We start from the raw sequence: 14,861 nt of genomic DNA, 5'->3' as shown, positions 1-14,861 counted from the left end.
ACGTCTGGTGAGTGCCGCTCACGCGAGGATCACACGTCGTCGTCCAGGAATCGCCGGATCACGGTGAGGCAAGACTCGGTCAGCGCCTGGTCAACCGGCCCGGTGTCGACGCTGCCGAGGTAGTCGCCGTGTCCGGCGGGCACGATCAGCGCTCGGCCGCCGGGTGTCGCACGAGCCATGCGAAGGGTGTGCTGGGGGAGGACCACATCCTCATCGCCGCTGACATATAGCACCGGTCCCTGTAGTGCGGCGAGTTCGGCGTCATCCCAGTCCCGGAAACCGCGCATGAGGGTGACGTCGAGATCGAACATTCGATGCAGATCTGCGGGATCCGGGTTGATGACTCGATAGGCATCGACCAGTGCGCTGGGCATGGAGTCGATGGCCGGGTCGTCGAAGCCGTCCCAGAAGCCGTCGACAAACCCGTCGCGGCGGTAGAAGCCGGAAGCCACCACCGTGCGGTTGACCAGGTCGGCGTGCCGCTGAGCGAACCGCAAGACCGTTGGGCCGCCATTGCTGAAACCCATGATGTCGACGCGGGAGAGGTCGAGCGAGTTGACCACCGCGGCGATGTCGTCCGCGGAGTTCTCGAAGGTGTAGTCGCGTGACGCATGTCGGGTGTGGCCGTGGCCCTGGAGTTCGACGCCGACCACGGCGCGATCGGCGGACAGCAGCGGGACAGCGGCGCCCCAGTGGGATTCGATGGTGCCGGCTCCGCCGTGGACAAGGACCAACGGTGAGCGTGGCCCGGGCGTTCCGTAGGTCTCGTGGTAAAGGTCGATGATCATCGGATCCTCCGTCTCCTCGATCGTGGCATAGCTCATCGGTTGGACCCGATCGGTACGCATAACTCATCGGTGCCCGATCAAGGGGCGACAATGGGGTGCATGATCCTCTCGGCCGAGCGCGATCCACGGTTGGTGACGATCCGCCGGGGCGGATCACTCACCGACGAAGACCATCACCTGCTGGCACTGTGGGCCGCCGACTGTGCCGAGCACGTGCTGCACTTCTTCGAGGCCGTACAGCCCCAGGACCCGCGACCGCGATCGGCCATCGCCGCGATACGGGCGTGGACACGCGAAGAGATCCGGATGTCGGACGCGCGTGCTGCCGGAGGCCACGCGATGGCCGCAGCCAGGCCCCTGATCGGACCCCAGCGCCACGCCGCATTCGCCGCGGGACAGGCGGGCGTGGTGGCCCACGTCGCCGCGCACGACCTGGGTGCGGCCGCCTACGCGATCAAAGCCGTACAAGCCGCGGCACCTCGCGGTCAGCACGAGCGGGCAGGGCGGGCGGAATGCGCGTGGCAACGAGACCGGCTTCCCGCAAGGATTCGCGACCTCGTCCTCGACGACCAGCGGCTTCGCAACGAGATCTGCTGGTCGGTCTTCGACTGATGTCCCGCCACCCGGACGACGGAAGTCTCACCTTGCCCGCAGGACTCCCATCATCCCCAGGTCTTCGTGATCGAGGATGTGGCAGTGGTACACGGTGGTGCCCGGGAACCGGTCGAAGGCGATCCGGACTGTGATCGATTGGCGGGCCGGGATGTCGATGACGTCACGCACCTCGACGCCAGAGACGTAGGAGCCGCCCGCACGCACCATCTGCATCGGCCAGACATGCAGGTGGAAAGGATGATTCATGGGCGACTGGTTCACGATCGTCCATTCTTCGACGGTGCCGATCGGGATCGACTGGTCGATGCGGTTGGGATCGAACGAGCGGTCGTCCATGAGGAACCGCATACCCATGCCCTCGCCGCCCATCCCACCGCCCATGCTCAGCGTCAACGTGCGTCGTGCATCCGGCACACGGTCGCGCAGGTCGGGAAGGGGAGTGGACGCCGCAGGGGCGACAACGCGGGCCGGCGCTTGGGCATCCGGAACCACCGAGAGCACAGTAGCTTCGGGTGAGATCGTCGACTGACCGCCCATCATTCCCATCCCCGTGTGCCCACGATCGTAGGTGGCGGCGATCAGGTCGCCCGTCGACGTCGGGACCGTCACGACCAGGTCAACGCGATTGCCGGGGACCAGGAGCAGTCGGTCGATGGCCGCGGGCTCACCCAGGCGAACCGAGTCCCTACCCCTCAGTTGGGCGTCGAGGTTGCCGAGTTGCAGATCCAGGTAGCGGCTGGAGCAGGCGTTGATCACCAGTAGCCGTTCGTTGCTTCCGGCCGGCGCGTGGATCGCGGGTGTGATCTGGCCGTTGGTCATCAGGGTGTCGCCGGTGCGACCCGCGATGCGTTCCGTGGGGGAGACGTCGGCGACGCGGCCGTCGGTGAAGGTGGCATCGGAGATGACCGCGACCAGCGGGGCAGTGGTGGACCAGTCCTCCTCGTCGACGATGATCGCGCCGTAGAGTCCGCCGAAGAGCTGTTCGGCAACCATGCCGTGGTGGTGAGGGTGATACCAGCAGACGCCCGCCGGATGATCTGCGGGCAGGTCGATCTCGTAGTCGAATGCGCCGCCGGGGTCGATGCGCAGGAATGGGTTGTCGCTGTTGCCTGTGGCCGAGACGTCCAGCCCGTGGGTGTGCAGATTAGTGGGTTGGTCGAGCCCGTTGTGCAGATGGATGCGTAGACGGTCGCCGGGGTGTAGGTGCAACGTCGGGCCCGGCGCCGATCCGTTGTAGGTGAGCATCCGAATAGTGGAGTCGCCGATGGTCACGTCCGTTTCGGCGACGTCGAGGTCCACCTCCAACACCCCGTTCTCGGAAGTGAGGACCCGCGGCTGTGGCCATCCGGTGTCGGGACCGGCTGATGGCGGCTCCGACGTCGACCGTGTTCCCACGACGAGCCCGGTTGCTCCGGCCGCGATGGCGCCGATACCCAGTACACCCAACGTCAATGCCCGACGGCGGCTGATCGGTTCGGTCATCGACCCTGGATGGCGCGCGGATCCGGGCCGAATCCCATTCCGCCGGCACTTCCCATCATGCTCGGTGTCCTTTCGTCGCGAGGTGTCCAGAAGGCTTCGCCATCGCAGGCCACATACCCAAGGGGGTATACCCCAATGGTACGCGTCGGGTCGGTGGTGGCGGCGTGTCAGCGATCGGCCGTTTGCGGGCCGAACTCGTGGGCGACCTCAGTGACGGTGGTGCACGGGAAACCGGCACGGCGTGAATGCTCCCGGACGGTGTCCTCGTCGGTGGCCTGGTGCACGCAGTAGACCTTGTCTCCGGCTGCGAAGCTGGTGATCCAGTGATAGGGCACGCCGAGGGAAGCGGCTGTCGCGTTGGACGTGCGGGCGATCTCTGTGAGCGCGTCGCCGTCGAGATCGGCGGCGCCCGGGAACTCGCGTTCGATGACGAATGTCTTCATGATGATTCTCCTTGTTCGGGGCGGTCGTGGTGGTTGATGCTCGACCACTGTCGCTGGCCGCCGGCGACCGCGGCATCGGGAGAATTCCCCCATCTTCGCTGGTCTTGTGCCATTCCCGGATGCGCGCATATCGTTTTCCTGTGGCTCTGATCGAGCGCGACGACGAGTTGGCATCCCTGATTGCGCGTGCGCACGACGCCGGCACCGGGCATGGCGGTGTCGTGATGGTGACCGGCGAGGCGGGTGCCGGAAAGACGACGTTCGTCGAGGAGTTCGTGCGGCGACTCAACGGTGGCAGCCGCGTGCTGTGGGGTGCGTGCGACCCCCTCGACACGCCGCGGCCGCTGGGCCCACTGTTCGATGTCGCCAATGCGTTCTCCCCCGAAACCCGAACCATCCTGCACGGCGCGGAACACGCCTATCAGATCTTCGATGCCGTCACCGCCGACCTTGCGTCGACGCCCACCGTGTTGGTGGTCGACGACCTCCATTGGGCGGACCAGGGCACCAGCGATTTCCTCCGACACATCCTGCGGCGTATCGGCCGCAGTACGACACTCGTGGTGGTGACCGCGCGCAACGACGAGGCGCCGCGTCACGACGATCCGGTGCGGTTGCTCTTGGGTGACGTGGCGCGTTCGTCGTCAGCGACATCGATTGCGGTGCAACCGCTGTCGGTGGACGGCGTGACGCAGATGGTGGGTGACCGCGGTCTGGACCCGGAGATACTGCACCGGCTCAGCGGCGGCAATGCCTTCTTCGTCACCCAGTTGCTCGACTACGACGGCGATGAACTACCGGCGACCGTACGCGACGCCGTTCTGGCACGCACGGTGGGTCTGGACGCCGACAGCTGGGACGCACTGAACCTGCTGTCATGCTCGTCTGGGGCCGTGCCCGGACCGGTGATGGCCGCACTCGGTACCACCGGTGCGACCCTGCGCCGGTTGAGTGCGGCGCATCTGGTGCGGGCGACCGCCCGCGGTGTCACGTTCTGGCACGACCTGTGCCGGCTGGCTGTCGCCGACGTGATACCGGCCGGAGCCGAACCACAACTGCACAGTCGGCTCGTCGCCGCCTACGACGACATCGGCAGTCTCGATCACGCGACGATCGCTCACCACGCACTGGGTGCGGGGGATCGGGTGCGGCTCAAGGAGGCCGCCACGGCTGCCGGACGCGTGGCCGCCCGATCCGGAGCGCACCGCCAAAGTGCCGACTTTTTCCGGACCGCGCTGTCGGCCCAGGGCGGCGGCGCTGTCGACGATGCCGCACTGCTGGAGCAACTCGCCGCGGAGCTCTATCTCATCGATCGGCTGGACGAGGCGATCGACGCCTGCGGGCAAGCGCTGGAGTTGCGCCGCGCCGCCCGTGATGTCGCTGGCACGAGTGCTGACCACAACGCTTTGGCGATCTACGAGTGGTACAACGCGAACAGAAGCGGCGCGGACCGCCACGTGATCCGATCCATCGACGTTCACGATGAGACAGGACTCGAGGCCGCATCGCTGGGCCACGGGTATGCGATGCGGGCGTTCCTTGCGATGCAGTCGGCTTCTGTCGATGAGGCACGCGTGCATCTCGCGCGAGCGCGACGGGTGTCCGGAATCGTCGACGATCCGGGTCTACGGGCTCGCATCGCGATCATCGACGGGCTGTGTGATGTCGTCGCCGGGGAGTCGGCGGGCCGCGCTCGGGTTCTGGACGTGCTGGCGCATGCCCCGGAACATCTGGACGAGATCCATTCCAGCGGCTACAGCAACCTCGCGTACTTCGACGTGGAGCATCGACGCCTGGACACGGCATCGGATCTGTTGGCCACCAGTATCGACCTGACCATCGAGAGCGATCTTCCGGTGTGCCACGTATGGCAACTGGCTTCGCGCGGGCGCCTCGAGTTCCTCAGCGGTCGATGGCATGAGGCCATGCGTGACAGTGCCGCAGTGCTTGACGGGCCGTCGGCTCCACTGGCACGCCCCTGGCCGCTGTTGATCCGTGGGCTCGTCGCTCTGCGATCACGCGGCGATGCCGGCAACGACCTCGAGCAGGCGTGGGAACTGAGTGTGCGCTACGGCGAGCCGTGGCGGGTGCTGCCCGCGGCCGCGGCACTGGTGGAGCAGATGTGGCTGACCGGTGTAGCCGACGGAAGGATCACCGACCTCACGCGGCTGGTGGGCGAGCCCGGTGACGGTTTGCACTGGGCGCGCGGTGATCTCGCGGTGTGGCTCGCGCGTGCCGGCGTCGAGGTGCCGGCGGGCGACCTCGCGCCGCCGTGCAGGTCATACATCTCCGGCGATATCCATCGGTCAGCGGAGATGCTCATCGAGGGAGGTCTGGCGTTCGATGCTGCGATCGCATTCACCGAGACCGGCGATCTCACGTGCGTGAGCAAGAGCCTGTTGATGCTCGACCGGCTCGAGGCGCATGCTACGGCCGACAAGATCCGGCGTGATCTTCGTCAGAGCGGCATGACCGCGGTGCCGTCCCGACGCAGAGCGACCACGGTGTCGAACGCGGCGGGCCTGACCAATCGTCAGGCGGAGGTGCTGGCGTTGTTGGGGGAGGGACTCACGAATGCCGAGATGGCTGCGCGGCTCTACCTTTCGGAGAAGACGGTCGATCACCACGTGTCGGCGATCCTCACTCGTCTCGATGTCGCGAACCGGCGCGAGGCGGCTCGTCGCGGCCGGGAACTGGGCATCGTGGACTGATTGATCCCAAGTGCCGGAGCGGGGCGACGGCGTGTAGGTGGGGTGGAGGAGGTACCCATGTGCCGAGGGGTCGGGGTCCGCGGAAAAGGTGGGGAGTACTTCCCGATTCGCCAACGATTCGTTGCGCCGATGCTGATGACTGCGTCTCCGAAGTGGAGCGCACGACGAATCAGCATGTAGGAGAACACTCATGAAGAACGCACAGAGATCTGCCCGTCTGGGTTCGATAGTGGCAGCGGTGGCCGTCGCGGCCGGTGTCGTCACCGCCGGAGCGGCAGGGACGGCCGACGCCGCGCCCCGCCCGTCGGGTACGCGGCTGTCTGTATACGCCCCCGACTCGTCGAACATCCGGGTCACCATCGAGGGGGTCTTCCCGATGAGCCGGATCGACGCCGACACCATCATCAAGTACATGAACGATCAGCGCGTCGGAGGAGTCACTTACACCCTGCGCGCCGATGACCCGGGTGCTGACGACGACGTGGTGTTCGAGCGCCTCGTCACCGGCACGGGCACAATGCCGGGCGGCCATCTGCTTGCCACCGACGACGGACTGAAATACCTGAAGATCATGCTGGTTCCGCGTGAGTACATGGACGAGGACAACAATCCGTTCGACGGCACCGACGAGATCTACGCGCAGGTGCATCTGCACTATGCGACGGGAGGCGATCGGTACGGAACGAGTCCTGTGGTTTCACGGAATTTCTGACTGCTGGTGAGCGCGTCAGTGCTCCCCTGATGCGGTCTGGGTCGCGTATGCGTCCACATCCTGGAGTGCCGAGCCGTCGCCGAGTTTGCCGGCGGGGATGACGCTGATGCTGCCATCGGTTTCGAGGACGACGGCGGCGACCGAGTCCACATCGCCGATGCCTGCCGCGCGTATGGATTGGTGGATTTCGGCGATCGCGACACGTTGCGAGGAGAGCGTGTTCGCGAGGATGGTGCCGTCGTGGACCAACAACGTCGGCCGTGCGGTCACCGCCGACCGTATGGTGGGACGCCGGGTTGTTACCCAAGCGACCACAGGTTGGCATACCCGCTGGGATCGTCTGACAACCCTGATGCGGCGAGGCCATCGCCGTGACCACTCACGTGTGCCGTAATACCGATAGGGTCGAACAGAATGTCCGCCGAGCGTGCTGGATCGGTCGTGCTGGACCGACAAGGTGTCGAAGGCTTGAGAGGAATGCATGAGGCAGATCGTTACCCGTCGAACAACTTTCGTCACCGGACTATTCGCGGTCGGGCTGATCGCGGCCGCTTGCGGTGGTGACGGATCGACAGACGACGTCACATCGCAGGCGCCATCTGTCGCGGCATCGGCCTCGGCATCGGTGGCAGGGTCGTCGGCGATTGTGGCCGGCGAACAGACCGCAACAGAAGCCGTTGTGGAGACGACGACCGAGGCCGCTGCCACCGAAGTGACGATTATGGGGGAGCGCGACGTCGAGGTGACACTGAGCGGCCCGCTGGCCGTCAAGTACGGGTCGGCGACCGACGCTCAGAAAGATGCCCTCGGCAAGCCGCTGACCGGCGACCACAATGCCGGAACCCGCGAGAGTGGTGTCGTGTTCCAGCAGTTCCAGGGCGGCGTGATCATCGCCAAGAACGACGATCCGGGGACACCGGCGTACGTAGTAACTTCCGGCGGTATCCGCGACGCCTGGAACACCGAGCGCGCTCCGGACGGCACGCCTTCTCTCACGGGCAAGAACGGCTCACCCGGACCGCTGGGAGTTCCTACAAGCGACCTGATCACCGACGGTGACTTGGAGGTGGTGACATTTGAGTACGGCAAGGTCACCGAGAACACCACGACCGGCGTGGTCACCGTGACCGTCAACGGCAAGGTCGTGCTATCGGGCCTGAACTAGTAGATGACGTTTCTGAGGGTTGCACGATGACGCGATGCGGTATGCAGTATTTTACTGGCAATCCTGCATATTCGATTGCTGCATATTGCAGTCAACGCACAACCTGGCCAGCCCGAAGCGTTACATGTAACATAAGGCCATGGCAGTGAGGGACAGGGTTGGTGAGTATCGACGCCGGATGCGTGAGCGCGGTTTGCGACCATTGCAGGTTTGGGTCCCTGACGTGCGCACGCCCGAATTTGCCGCGCAAGCCCACACGCAGTCGCTGTTAGCGGCACAGGCAGATGCCGATGGGGACGAGCAGGATTTCGTCGAGGCTGTCGCCGCGCCGTGGGACGACGAGACGTGATTCGCGGCGAGATCTGGACCGTTGCGGGTGGCGTGTATGCGTCCAAGCCGCGGCCTGCCGTCATCGTCCAGGACGACCTCTTTGATTCAACTCTGTCAGTGGTGGTTGCGCCGATGACGAGCCAGCTCATCGATGCACCGTTGTTGCGGATTCGCGTCAGGGGCGACCGCGATGCGATCTCGGGTCTCGAACGAGACAGCGACGTGATGGTCGACAAGCTGACCGCAGTACGACGGTCGAACGTGCTGACGCGTGTTGGTCGGCTGACGTCCGAACAGTTAGTGGAGGTCGAACGCTCACTAATGGCGTTCCTGGGACTCGCGCGATGATGCGATGCGAGGTGGCAGCTCAATGTCGGGAGGGAGGGTGTTCGCGACCACCGAATCCCGGTGCGCTGCAACTCAATATGCCGAGTTTTACTGGTAACCCTGCATATTCGATCCCTGCATATTCCGGTACGGACGCGACAAAGTTGTAAAGTCTTGCCACGCAACTCGTTCGGTGTTCAGTGACGCTCCGAGTTTCAGGACTGAGCTCGGGCCACCGACGTGGACGTCGAACTCTTCGCCTCGATGGCCGTTCCAACCCACCGATGCAGGAATGCGCGTAGCTCGTTTGGGGGACGAGGAGGGGCGCCCGGGTCGACGAGGAGTGATTGGACGAACCGGAGCATGACTTCGACGAGCTCATTCATGTCGGCGTCCGTCCATCCATGTCCGGCCCAGTCGATCGGAAGGTGGTCGACGATCACGCGTCCTATGGCGATGGACCGCGTAGCGGTGACCTCGGCGGTGAGTTCTGTGTTGTCCGGTTGAACGAACAGCAGGGCGAATCGGCGATTATCTTGAAGGCGCTCGAAGGTTAGGGCGACTGCCTCGACTATCGCGTGGGAAGGTTCGGTGAGACCTTCAAGTGACCGCGCCAAGTCGTCGAGGAACTCGTTGGTGGCGTGTTGAGCTGTCGCGACGAGCAGCGCTTGGCTGTTGGGAAAGTACCGGTAGACGGTCTGGCGAGCGATACCCAGCTTCTGTGCGACCTGACGGATGTTCACATCGGTTGCACCCGACTCCATCAGCTCTCCGGCGGCGGCGATGATGCGTTTCGCAGCCTCGTCGTCGTCGGCCGGGGGAATCAGGCCGGCCCATCCATGTGTACGCACCTGCCCATTGTGTCGTGCTCGTCGATCCTAGTGGCGTATTGGATCGGGGGATCGACGCGAACGACTAGACATAGAACGTGTTTCATGTATGGTCATCGGCAAGGGCACTGGTGACGAGAGGACCTGGCATGACGACGTTCGAGAACCCCACCCCGAGCACGGGACCGACCGCCAGCCCGTTCGGAGCTGAGCTCACTCGACGAGCATTGGACCTGGCAGTTGCCAACACCACGGACATGGCCGAGTCGACACTGCGGGTGCCCCTGTCGTATTACCGCGATGACAAGATCGCCGAGTACGAACGGAACCAACTGTTGAGGGAGACGCCGCTTCCTCTGCTGGCATCGGCTCAGATCCCGAAGAATCATGACTATGTCGTGCGCACGGTGCTCGACGATTCGTTGCTGATCACCCGTGACCGTGACGGGCAGGCTCACGTCTTCTTGAACTACTGCCGCCACCGTGGCGCGATGCCGGCTTGCGGGGCAGGGAACAGCCGACGATTCACATGCCCGTACCACGCATGGGTTTACGACAACAAGGGACAGCTGCGGGGGATTCCGGGCAAGGCAGGGTTCGACAACGTCAATCGGGACGAATACGGTCTGGTCGAGCTACCCAGCGAGGAGCGTCACGGATTCATCTGGGGTGTCCTCAACGCCGATGCGCCGATGGATCTGGACACGCACCTGGGTGAGTGCGGTGCCGAACTCGCACGGTGGAATTACCAGGACTACCAGTACCATGACGAGCGATCCCTGAACTCCGCCGTCAGCTGGAAGGGTGCGCTCGAAGCCTTCGCTGAGGGTTACCACTTTCCATTCGTCCACGGCAACAGCGTCATCGGACAGAACACCATCGCGAACACCCACGTCTACGACGAGTTCGGCCCGCACCACCGTATCGGCTTCCCGTTCAACTGGGTTCGGGACCTCGAGGGTATGCAACAAGACGAGTCGTGGAATGACCCGACTGCGCAGATGGGCATCATCTATTGGGTTTATCCCAACCTCATCCTGGCCAACAGTCCTGTAGGAGTCGAGGTCATCGACATTCTGCCGGGTGATTCAGCCACGAGTTGCGTTGTGCGGCACAGTTGGATGGCGAAGTACCCTGCGGAGAGTCCTGAGCAGGTGGAGATGTATGCTGGCATATTCGCACAGGTTCATGCCGCTGTTCGGGACGAAGACTTCGCGATGCTCCCTCAGTGCGGTGAAGGAGTGCGCCGCGGGCAGCATGACCACATGGCCATCGGGCGCAATGAAATCGGCGTGCAGCACATGATCCGGGTGATGGCGGAGAAGATCGGGATCTCTCTCACATGACCGCTGATGTCGCGTCGGCATCGGGGGAGGGATGAGCGCAGTCGACTGGGGTCGCCTGGAAGGTGATCTCACCGAGGAGATCGTCTCTACGGTTCGGGAAGTCACGACGCGGTCTGCGGGGTCGGCGGTGTACGGCGCTGCGCTGACCGATGTTCATGCGCGGGACATGCTGTTCCTGTGGCCAGCCATCCGGGTGGCCACTGGCGTACCGGATTGTGCTGTGGCTGATCGGGGATGGGACGTCGATAGTTGGCCGGTGCAGGTCGACTGGTCAGGCAGGGGTGACAAGTGGGCTGAGACGCTGACAGCTTCCGTTGGTCTTGGTGACTACCTCTGGGATTCGGTCACCGCCCGGTTCCGCGAAAGTCTGGTGAGCGCATCCCGCCGCGCGACTCGAGCGCTGATCAGATCTGGTGCCGTCAACGAAGCGTTCGCGGTCGTAGTCCACGATCCGGACGATCCCGTTGCTGCGATGAAGAACTCACTCAACGTCGAGCAGCTTGCAACGCTGTTCCCGGAGCTGTACCAGCTCGCGGAGATCGAGGACCAACTCTCTCGACTCTCGGAGCCTGAACAAGTCGAGCAACTGGTCGGGATACTCGTACACGCCGATTCCCGCGTACAACATCACCTGGCGCACCGTCTGTTGGTTGCCGCCGGACCGACGGCTGTTTCACGCGTTGTCGCCGCGCTGGGCCTGCTTCCTTCGGAGGCGGCCGCGTCAGGTGGTATCGATCGCGTTCTTGACGTCCTGCTCGCGATCGGCGAGGTTGACGATCAGGCCGCCGAGCGAATCGTTGCGTTTGCAGAGGTTCCGACGACAACGGCAGAGGTTCGAGCGCGTACCGTGTCCGTGCTGAGTGCCGGCGGCCAGACCTGTAGAGCAATGAATCTCCTCGCGGATCTGCCGGACAATCTAGCTGGCAGGGCGGTGAGTGCTCCGTACGTCGATGGCGAGCGAAGATGTCGGCTCGACTACGCACCGATTCGTGAAGTTCTCGCTATGCGCCCGGAGCTGGACGAAGTGATGGCTGCAGAACTCACGTCCGATCGGATCCAGGACATAGGGCACGAAGACCTACGGACAGCTGCGGATGCGCTGGACTCATCGTCGCGCTTCATCAGGCGGCACGCGTCGATCGTGCTGCTGTCGTCTCACCTGTAGGACTGTCGGTGTCGGCTGACATCGCAGTTGGGAGGAATGACGCCAACCGGGGAGTCGGTGACCTGCGGCGAGCGCCATGTCGTAGTAATGGGTGTTGTGGTTCCACCGGTGTCGTACTTTGCGCACCAGACCACTCTGTCATGCCTGAACGAGACTTGCGAGGTCGCGACCGAGCCGCGGGCCGAGTCGCTCAACTGAAACGTCATGGCCGAGGAAGACGACGCCCAGGTATCTGTCACTCACTCCCATCTATCGTGTCAAACTCCCATCTACCGTGTCATCCGACAGTGTCATCCGACAGACAATCCCGGTGAGCTGCAACTCAATATGCCGTGTGTTACTTGACATAATGTATCTTATCGGCGCGAATACCTATCGAGTTCACGAATGGATGAGTACTCGAGACTTTTGGCAATCGACGAGACCAACGGGAACCCGAATCAACCGGAAGATCGACGGCGATCCCTCAGGTCCTCGAACCGGGCCAGGTTGTCGAGGTGCGTGGATCAACGTGGGCAGTCGCAAACGTGCAGGCTCAGGGCTTACCGCGCATGAAACAACTCAACACCGCGTTTCACCGGTTTCGAGGCGATCAAAACGGATTGATGACTCCGACGCCGGCAACTACAAACGGCTCGACATCCCGCGTTGCTACCTCAAACCCGTGTACCAGAGCGATTGCGGCGATGAATCCGTCAGCCACCCCGACGGCCACACCACGTCGCCGAGCTTGGGCCGCGAGTCGCGCATATGCGGCACTCGCCCGATCATCGAAAACCAGCACCCGTCCGGCGAATTGCGGAAGTAGGCGGCTCTCGAAGAGGTCCCCTAAACGGTCTCGGCGCTTGCCTCGCGGCAAAGTCTCGATACCGTAGCGGACTTCGGCGAGCGTGATCGCAGTCAGATACAGGGTTTGCGGCGACTGTTGGTCCAGCCACGCGGCAGCCTTGCGATGTGGTTGCGGACGCATGACCTCAGAAATAACGTTCGAGTCGAGAACGATCACGAGAAATCGACTGGCTCGTCGGGTGTGCGATCGCGCTCGATCTCGATTCCGATCCCCGCCTTCTTGCCGATTTGGGTCAGCAACGTTCCCAGCTTTACCTGGTCGGCGGGCGAAACTGCCTCGTCGAGAATGGCGCGCACCTCCGCCTCGGTACTCCGGTTATGTTGTGCTGCGCGCGCTTTCAATGCCCGGTGGGTCTCGTCGGAAAGTCCCCGCACCGTGATTGCCGCCATACTGCCTCCCCTGCTATCAATTCTCAAGAATGATAGCATGGCGATCGCATGGGTTGCCTCGACTCCTTCTCGAACGTCTCCGCGCGGCATTCGCCCGGGTGGTCTCATCCGCCTCGACACCGGCGTGCAGAATCTGCTGCTGACCGCACGTTCGCTAGGTCTTGGAGCCACGCTGACTGCCGCACTCTGATCTTGCAAGACCCGGTTTGGCAACATCTAGGCCTGGCTTGGCGTCTCACAGGTCGAGGACGAATCGTAGCGTTTGATCAATCGCTTGCATTTGTTCTGGGCTGAGGATGGTCAGCTGAGACGACAATCGTGCAACGGATACGACTCGCAATTGATCGCAGCGTGCGTAGGAGGTGTGTTCGAGCCCGCTGCTGTCTGGCTCGAGTTCCACGTGGCTGCGCAGACCGTACCCCACGGTGGTGATCGGAACGACGACCATCAGGCCGCCCGGTCCGTTGTTGAGAATGTCTACTGACACCACCACCGCTGGGCGGCGGAAGGCCGGTTCGTGGCCGACCGGCTGGCCGAGATCGACGAGGTGGACCTCGCCTCGCCAGATCACGCCAGGTGGTCCCATTCGTGGCGTTCGTCTAGATACTGCTTCCAAAGTTCGGGATTGCTGCGCAGGCGTTGGTAATCGCCGTTGAGTCCGCGAAGGAACTCCTGTCGCTCGAGGGCGTCGATAGCCGCGTGAACAATGTCGACGACGGCGGTCTGGCGGGCTTTGGCCAGTGATTGGAGGCGTTCGGAATCTGGTCGACGTACTCGGACGGTTGTGGTTTCGGCAGCCATCTCATCAGTGTAGACGAATTGTAGACAAACGATTGGATCGACGGATTGCGGCTGTACCGCCGGGACGCCTTCTTTACCGCCTAGCAGCGCGATAGGGCATCGCAACCCGCTGCAACACCTGCCGCGACTGAGTCCAGCACTCCCCTTGCTCGTTCACATTCGTTGTGAGTGTCTACACTGCGACAACTCGGATCAGATCATCCAGCCCGACAAAGTAGTCGGGCTTGCGCGTAATCAAGGTCATATCGTTGGCCAGTGCTGTTGCAGCGATTTGGAGGTCTGCGAGCCGGCGGCGGGGTTTTCGGCCGACGGCCACGACGGCTGCGTAGATGCGCCCGTACGCGCGGGCGGCTTCGCCGTCGAACGGTATTGGTTCGAACGTGGCTTCCACTCGCTGGAGTCGATCTTGCCGGCGGGCTCGTTCGGCAACATCATCGGTCGCCGCCGGTCCGGCGGCGATCTCCGCGAGGGAGACGGTGCTGATCGCGATCTTTGCGGGCAACACCGATGCGTTAATCGAATTGAGGTCGATGATGACCGAGGTGTCGAGCAGGCCCGCCGCCTCGTCCTCAGGCACGCGGTTCGGGTTCCTGGTCGAGCGTCGCGTCGACGTCGCGACGGAACGTGTCGAAGTCGATTGCTGGTGCGGCGGTGAAGCCCGCCAGCGCGACGCGGGTGTCGACGAGCCGTTCGCGACGCAGTGGCCTCAGTTCCCCGATCGGGCGACCGTTGCGACTGATGACAAAGCTGCGGCCCTCGTCGAGTTCGCGCATGATGCGTCCGCTGTCGTTGCGCAACTCGCGCTGGCTGATGGGTTCGGTCACGAAGCCAGTGTAGCACCAGATGCTACACTGCTTGCCGACCTCGTTCGAGCGATCTACTACCTGGAGCGCTCCGCCCTGACCGT

At 63.6% G+C, this 14,861-nt stretch carries 20 protein-coding genes; 9 read left to right on the top strand and 11 right to left on the bottom strand.

The window, feature by feature from the left end:
• Positions 1 to 29: 29 nt before the first annotated feature.
• A complete protein-coding gene (locus tag VX037_RS12430) occupies positions 30 to 824 on the bottom strand; it encodes an alpha/beta fold hydrolase (protein ID WP_328714483.1) in 795 nt (264 codons plus the stop codon).
• Between the two features lie 63 nt (positions 825 to 887).
• Here VX037_RS12430 and VX037_RS12425 point away from each other — a divergent pair, with 63 nt between their 5' ends.
• Positions 888 to 1,400 carry a putative immunity protein gene (locus VX037_RS12425; protein ID WP_328714482.1) on the top strand — a complete coding sequence of 171 codons (513 nt, stop codon included), beginning with the start codon at positions 888 to 890 and terminating at the stop codon, positions 1,398 to 1,400.
• 27 nt (positions 1,401 to 1,427) lie between these two features.
• Here VX037_RS12425 and VX037_RS12420 read toward each other — a convergent pair whose 3' ends face one another.
• Both VX037_RS12420 and VX037_RS12415 read right to left on the bottom strand, forming a co-directional pair.
• Complete coding sequence (locus VX037_RS12420; RefSeq protein ID WP_328714480.1) at positions 1,428 to 2,885, bottom strand: multicopper oxidase family protein; 1,458 nt, start codon at positions 2,883 to 2,885, stop codon at positions 1,428 to 1,430.
• A 167-nt stretch (positions 2,886 to 3,052) separates the two neighbouring features.
• Positions 3,053 to 3,328 (bottom strand): DUF4242 domain-containing protein, encoded by a 276-nt coding sequence (locus tag VX037_RS12415; protein WP_328714479.1) that lies wholly within the window; start codon positions 3,326 to 3,328, stop codon positions 3,053 to 3,055.
• A 140-nt stretch (positions 3,329 to 3,468) separates the two neighbouring features.
• Here VX037_RS12415 and VX037_RS12410 point away from each other — a divergent pair, with 140 nt between their 5' ends.
• A complete protein-coding gene (locus tag VX037_RS12410) occupies positions 3,469 to 6,039 on the top strand; it encodes an AAA family ATPase (RefSeq protein WP_328714478.1) in 2,571 nt (856 codons plus the stop codon).
• A 190-nt stretch (positions 6,040 to 6,229) separates the two neighbouring features.
• Complete coding sequence (locus VX037_RS12405; RefSeq protein WP_328714476.1) at positions 6,230 to 6,751, top strand: hypothetical protein; 522 nt, start codon at positions 6,230 to 6,232, stop codon at positions 6,749 to 6,751.
• Between the two features lie 15 nt (positions 6,752 to 6,766).
• On the opposite strand, the gene VX037_RS12400 is transcribed toward VX037_RS12405, so the two are convergent.
• Entirely contained in the window at positions 6,767 to 7,234 is a 468-nt protein-coding gene (locus VX037_RS12400; RefSeq protein ID WP_328714475.1) for a YetF domain-containing protein, read from the bottom strand.
• Here VX037_RS12400 and VX037_RS12395 point away from each other — a divergent pair.
• The 3 genes from VX037_RS12395 to VX037_RS12385 all read left to right on the top strand — a co-directional run bounded on the left by VX037_RS12395 (position 7,233) and on the right by VX037_RS12385 (position 8,594).
• On the top strand, positions 7,233 to 7,916 hold the full coding sequence (locus VX037_RS12395; protein WP_328714474.1) for a hypothetical protein: 684 nt from the start codon (positions 7,233 to 7,235) through the stop codon (positions 7,914 to 7,916). The two genes, VX037_RS12400 and VX037_RS12395, sit on opposite strands and share 2 nt — an antisense overlap.
• A gap of 139 nt (positions 7,917 to 8,055) precedes the next feature.
• Entirely contained in the window at positions 8,056 to 8,265 is a 210-nt protein-coding gene (locus tag VX037_RS12390) for an antitoxin MazE-like protein (protein WP_328714473.1), read from the top strand.
• Positions 8,262 to 8,594, top strand: a complete 333-nt coding sequence (locus VX037_RS12385; protein ID WP_328714472.1) for a type II toxin-antitoxin system PemK/MazF family toxin — start codon at positions 8,262 to 8,264, stop codon at positions 8,592 to 8,594. The genes VX037_RS12390 and VX037_RS12385 overlap by 4 nt, the downstream gene beginning before the upstream one ends.
• Positions 8,595 to 8,788: 194 nt before the next feature.
• Here VX037_RS12385 and VX037_RS12380 read toward each other — a convergent pair whose 3' ends face one another.
• Complete coding sequence (locus tag VX037_RS12380; protein WP_235726331.1) at positions 8,789 to 9,424, bottom strand: TetR/AcrR family transcriptional regulator; 636 nt, start codon at positions 9,422 to 9,424, stop codon at positions 8,789 to 8,791.
• Between the two features lie 128 nt (positions 9,425 to 9,552).
• Between VX037_RS12380 and VX037_RS12375 the strand changes: the two genes are divergently transcribed.
• Both VX037_RS12375 and VX037_RS12370 read left to right on the top strand, forming a co-directional pair.
• On the top strand, positions 9,553 to 10,749 hold the full coding sequence (locus tag VX037_RS12375) for an aromatic ring-hydroxylating oxygenase subunit alpha (protein WP_328714471.1): 1,197 nt from the start codon (positions 9,553 to 9,555) through the stop codon (positions 10,747 to 10,749).
• A gap of 31 nt (positions 10,750 to 10,780) precedes the next feature.
• Positions 10,781 to 11,914 (top strand): hypothetical protein, encoded by a 1,134-nt coding sequence (locus tag VX037_RS12370; protein WP_328714469.1) that lies wholly within the window; start codon positions 10,781 to 10,783, stop codon positions 11,912 to 11,914.
• Positions 11,915 to 12,506: 592 nt separating this feature from the next.
• Here the strand turns inward: VX037_RS12370 and VX037_RS12365 are convergent.
• Both VX037_RS12365 and VX037_RS12360 read right to left on the bottom strand, forming a co-directional pair.
• Positions 12,507 to 12,920 (bottom strand): type II toxin-antitoxin system VapC family toxin, encoded by a 414-nt coding sequence (locus VX037_RS12365; protein ID WP_235726334.1) that lies wholly within the window; start codon positions 12,918 to 12,920, stop codon positions 12,507 to 12,509.
• Positions 12,917 to 13,153: a FitA-like ribbon-helix-helix domain-containing protein gene (locus VX037_RS12360; protein ID WP_235726335.1), complete on the bottom strand. Its 237-nt coding sequence runs from the start codon at positions 13,151 to 13,153 to the stop codon at positions 12,917 to 12,919. The genes VX037_RS12365 and VX037_RS12360 overlap by 4 nt, the downstream gene beginning before the upstream one ends.
• 37 nt (positions 13,154 to 13,190) lie before the next feature.
• Between VX037_RS12360 and VX037_RS12355 the strand changes: the two genes are divergently transcribed.
• Positions 13,191 to 13,343: a hypothetical protein gene (locus tag VX037_RS12355; RefSeq protein WP_328714468.1), complete on the top strand. Its 153-nt coding sequence runs from the start codon at positions 13,191 to 13,193 to the stop codon at positions 13,341 to 13,343.
• Positions 13,344 to 13,388: 45 nt separating this feature from the next.
• Here VX037_RS12355 and VX037_RS12350 read toward each other — a convergent pair whose 3' ends face one another.
• From VX037_RS12350 to VX037_RS12335, 4 genes are all read right to left on the bottom strand, one after another.
• On the bottom strand, positions 13,389 to 13,739 hold the full coding sequence (locus VX037_RS12350) for a type II toxin-antitoxin system PemK/MazF family toxin (RefSeq protein WP_328714466.1): 351 nt from the start codon (positions 13,737 to 13,739) through the stop codon (positions 13,389 to 13,391).
• Entirely contained in the window at positions 13,721 to 13,954 is a 234-nt protein-coding gene (locus VX037_RS12345) for a hypothetical protein (protein WP_235726257.1), read from the bottom strand. The genes VX037_RS12350 and VX037_RS12345 overlap by 19 nt, the downstream gene beginning before the upstream one ends.
• Positions 13,955 to 14,126: 172 nt before the next feature.
• Positions 14,127 to 14,531: a type II toxin-antitoxin system VapC family toxin gene (locus VX037_RS12340; protein WP_287014652.1), complete on the bottom strand. Its 405-nt coding sequence runs from the start codon at positions 14,529 to 14,531 to the stop codon at positions 14,127 to 14,129.
• Complete coding sequence (locus VX037_RS12335; RefSeq protein WP_235726259.1) at positions 14,524 to 14,778, bottom strand: type II toxin-antitoxin system Phd/YefM family antitoxin; 255 nt, start codon at positions 14,776 to 14,778, stop codon at positions 14,524 to 14,526. The genes VX037_RS12340 and VX037_RS12335 overlap by 8 nt, the downstream gene beginning before the upstream one ends.
• Between the last annotated feature and the right edge of the window lie 83 nt (positions 14,779 to 14,861).

The sequence above is a fragment of the Gordonia sp. Z-3 genome, assembly GCF_036233855.1.
Classification (GTDB): Bacteria; Actinomycetota; Actinomycetes; order Mycobacteriales; family Mycobacteriaceae; genus Gordonia; species Gordonia tangerina.
This window is presented reverse-complemented; position numbering and strand designations above follow the sequence as displayed.

Bases quoted from the DNA above. Each gene is read 5' to 3' on its own strand.
- VX037_RS12405 (WP_328714476.1), top strand. From the start codon at position 6,230: ATGAAGAACGCACAGAGATCTGCCCGTCTGGGTTCGATAGTGGCAGCG.
- VX037_RS12350 (WP_328714466.1), bottom strand. From the start codon at position 13,739: ATGGGACCACCTGGCGTGATCTGGCGAGGCGAGGTCCACCTCGTCGAT.
- VX037_RS12400 (WP_328714475.1), bottom strand. From the start codon at position 7,234: ATGCATTCCTCTCAAGCCTTCGACACCTTGTCGGTCCAGCACGACCGA.
- VX037_RS12375 (WP_328714471.1), top strand. From the start codon at position 9,553: ATGACGACGTTCGAGAACCCCACCCCGAGCACGGGACCGACCGCCAGC.
- VX037_RS12430 (WP_328714483.1), bottom strand. From the start codon at position 824: ATGAGCTATGCCACGATCGAGGAGACGGAGGATCCGATGATCATCGAC.
- VX037_RS12395 (WP_328714474.1), top strand. From the start codon at position 7,233: ATGAGGCAGATCGTTACCCGTCGAACAACTTTCGTCACCGGACTATTC.
- VX037_RS12345 (WP_235726257.1), bottom strand. From the start codon at position 13,954: ATGGCTGCCGAAACCACAACCGTCCGAGTACGTCGACCAGATTCCGAA.
- VX037_RS12355 (WP_328714468.1), top strand. From the start codon at position 13,191: ATGGCGATCGCATGGGTTGCCTCGACTCCTTCTCGAACGTCTCCGCGC.
- VX037_RS12420 (WP_328714480.1), bottom strand. From the start codon at position 2,885: ATGACCGAACCGATCAGCCGCCGTCGGGCATTGACGTTGGGTGTACTG.
- VX037_RS12370 (WP_328714469.1), top strand. From the start codon at position 10,781: ATGAGCGCAGTCGACTGGGGTCGCCTGGAAGGTGATCTCACCGAGGAG.
- VX037_RS12415 (WP_328714479.1), bottom strand. From the start codon at position 3,328: ATGAAGACATTCGTCATCGAACGCGAGTTCCCGGGCGCCGCCGATCTC.
- VX037_RS12425 (WP_328714482.1), top strand. From the start codon at position 888: ATGATCCTCTCGGCCGAGCGCGATCCACGGTTGGTGACGATCCGCCGG.
- VX037_RS12390 (WP_328714473.1), top strand. From the start codon at position 8,056: ATGGCAGTGAGGGACAGGGTTGGTGAGTATCGACGCCGGATGCGTGAG.
- VX037_RS12360 (WP_235726335.1), bottom strand. From the start codon at position 13,153: ATGGCGGCAATCACGGTGCGGGGACTTTCCGACGAGACCCACCGGGCA.